Raw genomic sequence first — 742 nt, 5'->3', positions numbered from 1 at the left:
CACCATGGGAGTGGGTTTTACCAGAAGTGGCTAGTCTAACCGCAAGGAGGACGGTCACCACGGTAGGATTCATGACTGGGGTGAAGTCGTAACAAGGTAGCCGTATCGGAAGGTGCGGCTGGATCACCTCCTTTCCAGAGCTATCTCGCAAAATTGAGCGCTCACGCTTATCGGCTGTAAATTAAAGACAGACTCAGGGGTCTGTAGCTCAGTCGGTTAGAGCACCGTCTTGATAAGGCGGGGGTCGTTGGTTCGAATCCAACCAGACCCACCACCGTCTTGTGGGCGGTAACACACCTGAGGTCATCTGTACTCAAATGGGGGCATAGCTCAGCTGGGAGAGCACCTGCTTTGCAAGCAGGGGGTCGTCGGTTCGATCCCGTCTGCCTCCACCAATCTTCAATGACAAGCGTTCGACGTGGTCGAGTCTTTGTCATTGGCGATTGAGCCAGTCAGAGTGATACGTAGTATGTATCGGCTGTCGTTCTTTAACAATCTGGAAGAAGTAAGTAATTTGGATAGCGGAAGCGTCTATGAGATGGACGTGAAAACTATCCGGGTTGTGATTGTATCGATGTATCTCAAGATGATTCGAACTCTATGTTTGACTCAATTGGAATACGGCACAACGCGAGAACTCAACCTGTAGCGACTGTCGATGAGACAGACTCGTTATAGGGTCAAGCGAACAAGTGCATGTGGTGGATGCCTTGGCGATCACAGGCGATGAAGGACGCGGTAG

The 742-nt window shown here is 51.1% G+C and carries 2 tRNA genes and 1 rRNA gene; all 3 read left to right on the top strand.

The features are described from left to right. Positions 1-134: ribosomal RNA gene (locus GQ56_RS0101435) — 16S ribosomal RNA — on the top strand; the annotation flags it as partial. A gap of 63 nt (positions 135-197) precedes the next feature. Further along, positions 198-274, top strand: a tRNA-Ile gene (locus tag GQ56_RS39105). A 45-nt stretch (positions 275-319) separates the two neighbouring features. Then, a tRNA-Ala gene (locus GQ56_RS0101430) sits at positions 320-395 on the top strand. Positions 396-742 lie beyond the last annotated feature (347 nt).

The organism is Burkholderia paludis, from assembly GCF_000732615.1.
Classification (GTDB): Bacteria; Pseudomonadota; Gammaproteobacteria; order Burkholderiales; family Burkholderiaceae; genus Burkholderia; species Burkholderia paludis.
This window is presented reverse-complemented; position numbering and strand designations above follow the sequence as displayed.